The following is a 3051-nucleotide window of genomic DNA, read 5'->3' as shown; positions in this document are numbered from 1 at the left end:
TAGAGGGTAGCGAGTTCCCTCCCCTGCTCCAAATCCCACAGTTTCAGGGTTTTATCTTCCGATGCAGACACGGCTCGTTTCCCGTCGGGGGCGATCGCCACTGCATTTACCGAGCGACTATGCCCAGAGAGGGTAGCGAGTTCCCTCCCCTGCTCCAAATCCCACAGTTTCAGGGTTTTATCTTCCGATGCAGACACGGCTCGTTTCCCGTCGGGGGCGATCGCCACTGCATTTACCGAGCGACTATGCCCAGAGAGGGTGCGAATCAGTGGCCCCCCTGGAGGGGTGAGGGTGGCAGTGAGGGGACGAAACCAGGTATTTCCGCGCCATTGTTTTGCTGTTTCTAGCAAAGTTTCAATGTCACTGGGTCTGTTAATTTTCTGCAAGACTGTCTTAACAGGCTTATGAGGTAAAAATTGACCAATTAACGGCAAATACTCCCAAAAATATTTAGATTCATCGGTAACTACTATGGTGTTATAAGGCAGCAACCGCCCCCAAAGTTGCCCCGCTAGTTGGGTTTTATCGGATTCCAAAACATGAGCCGATAGCCGCAACGTCCCCGCGATTAATTGCAGGGTTTCCGTCTGTTCCGGGTTCAGCAAGACATCCGAACTCATCGCCAAATCGTAATCTTCAATTAAGGCTTGCACCCCGAACTCCGCCAGTTTTGCCTGGATAAAGTCAAAATCCGTCAGCAGCTTCTGTAGTCGTGCAGTTTGGGCAGTGTTAACGAGATGCTCAGGGAATTTTTCTAAGGCATAGCGCCGCTTTTCTGGATAGAATTTGTTTAGCCGTTCAATAAAGCTGGTCATAACTCACGGGTGAAAATAGAACAATTTATAGTAGGTTGGGTGGAGCGATCGCGAAACCCAACACACTCGGACTCTAGGCTGGCGGTGGTTGAGTTTTTGTGGGGTTTACTGGGTTCACATAACCTACTCCTAATGCGATCGCTCTCGGTTCACATAACCTACTAAGATGTTGGGTTTCCTGCGTCCACCCAACCTACTACTAAGATGTTGGGTTTCCTGCGTCCACCCAACCTACTAATTATTCTTCATTATTGTTCTCATCTTCTCCATACAAACCATCCCACAAATTATCAACTATATCTAGTTCAATATCCCGCAAAGATACCCCCGCCTTTTGTACCGTCCTCCTATTAAATAAAAAGTCCTGAAAACTCTTGTGATAAATACTATAAACCTCCTCATATTCCATAATTCGATGGCGCAAAAACTGCTCCCATTCATCCAACACCTCCTGCACCGTTAACGGGTCTTCCTCCGCAAAATCCGCCAACAAATCGCAGGATACAGGCTTCCGAGTCTTTGACAATAAATAGATGATTTTTAACTTCGTCCGGGGTAACGGCCTCGTCACCATCCCCATACGCTGCCAATGTTGCTCATAATATTTCTCCAAACCCCTGGGCAAATTTTCCCAGTTCAAATCAGCATATTTCCCCGCCTCAATATCATTGAGAACATACTTTAAATACATAAAGTTAGTTTCGCTATTCTCCGCCAAAAATTCGATAAATTCCGCCTCTGTCACCCCTTGGGCCGCCAGCCAGCGCTGGATAGGTTCCCGTTGGCAGCGATAGCGAATAAACCCTTCGATATCTGCTAAATTCGCTTGATAATATTCATCGGACATCATATCAAACTCCTGCTGGGGAGCCGAGACGACAAAAGGAAAAAACTCCGGGCGTTTGGTCAGGACAAAATAGACCCCCTTGGGTAAATTTTCCGGGAGATAAAGCACATTTTGCCCCCGATTTTGCGTGCTTAAATCCACCTCATCCAAAGCATCCACCGCAATCACTAAACGGTCAGTTTTTGCCGCCGCTTCGGTTAATAATTTGCTCAAAAAGTTGCCATTGCGGGTATTATCAGGATGCAGGGGTAAGTCATAGGCTAACCCATAGCGTTCAATCAGTTGAGCGCAGATACTTTTGATAAAATCATCGGTGCTGGTGCGGTTTTCCGACAGGATATTAAAATAAGCCAGACATCCCGTTTGCTGTACATATTGCGCTAATAACGCACTCTTACCCACGCCGGGGTCTGCTTCAATGATAAAATAACCCTTGGCTTGTTTCTGGCAAAATTCCTCAATGGCATTAAACACAAATTCTCTGCCAAAAAATTCCTGGGTTTTTTCCTCAATAAAAGCGGCAAAATCCGCCGGAACTGGAATAGTCCCTTTTAAGGTGGTCAGCAATTGATTAAACCGTTCATCTAAACCCTGACAAGAGGCGATAAATGTATCCACACCCTCATCAATTCTCCCCCGAATTGCCGAGAGTTCCTGGTCAATATTGCTGACTTTCCCGACTATTTGGGTAAGGATATCGTGGGTTAAGGTATTAAACACCACGGGATTATATTTAATTTCTAATCGGAAATAATGCACTAAGCCGGGTAAATATAAATTCCGAAAGGTGTTGAGTAAGACGGGAGGCGCTTCTCGTAGCCACTGGTGTTCGGCTTCTAGGCGCTGCATCAATTGATACCGAATTGCCTCCTGTTGACTCCCTTGCCAACTCCCCTCACTGCCTTGGGGCTGTTCCCCTTCAACGATTATTAAGATTTGTTTGCCATCCTGCTTAATCTGGTCAATTCGTGCTATAATTAGGGGCTGACTATCCTGCCATTCCAGTGTTTTCTGGCAGCAGGCACAAATATCATTTAAGATGCGCTGATGGGCTCTAAGCAGTGCTTTCTCAATGTCATGATTACCTTCTCCAGTCTTGCGCTGTGCCCACTTATGACATTCGGTGGTAACAACTCCGACCCCAGCACTAGCAAATAGTGACAACACCTCAACAATCATGGCTCACCCCATCCCACACATCCGAGTTATCAATTAACATTGTAGGGGATTTTCCCACCGAGTCAGCCCTAGCGTGGGACTCCGGATTGGTTGAGAGGTGAGAGGATCGAAAATCTTTAAACTCTGACGCGCGCCTATAGCGTTTCTCATATCCATAAGGTAGAGCCCTCACCCCAAACCCCTCTCCCAAGGGGAGAGGGGCTTTGAAAA

Annotated in this window: 1 protein-coding gene and 1 pseudogene; both read right to left on the bottom strand. The window is 46.8% G+C overall.

Annotation, left to right across the window (positions count from 1 at the left end; all coding sequences use genetic code 11):
• Positions 1–815 (bottom strand): annotated as a pseudogene (locus P5674_RS23860) (hypothetical protein); the annotation flags it as partial.
• A 238-nt stretch (positions 816–1053) separates the two neighbouring features.
• Positions 1054–2841, bottom strand: coding sequence for an ATP-binding protein (locus P5674_RS23855; RefSeq protein WP_006616057.1), 1788 nt, complete (start codon positions 2839–2841; stop codon positions 1054–1056).
• Positions 2842–3051 lie beyond the last annotated feature (210 nt).

Origin of the sequence: Limnospira sp. PMC 289.06 (assembly GCF_032350395.1) — a bacterium.
GTDB classification, from domain to species: domain Bacteria; phylum Cyanobacteriota; class Cyanobacteriia; order Cyanobacteriales; family Microcoleaceae; genus Limnospira; species Limnospira platensis.
This window is presented reverse-complemented; position numbering and strand designations above follow the sequence as displayed.

Bases quoted from the DNA above. Each gene is read 5' to 3' on its own strand.
- P5674_RS23855 (WP_006616057.1), bottom strand. From the start codon at position 2,841: ATGATTGTTGAGGTGTTGTCACTATTTGCTAGTGCTGGGGTCGGAGTT.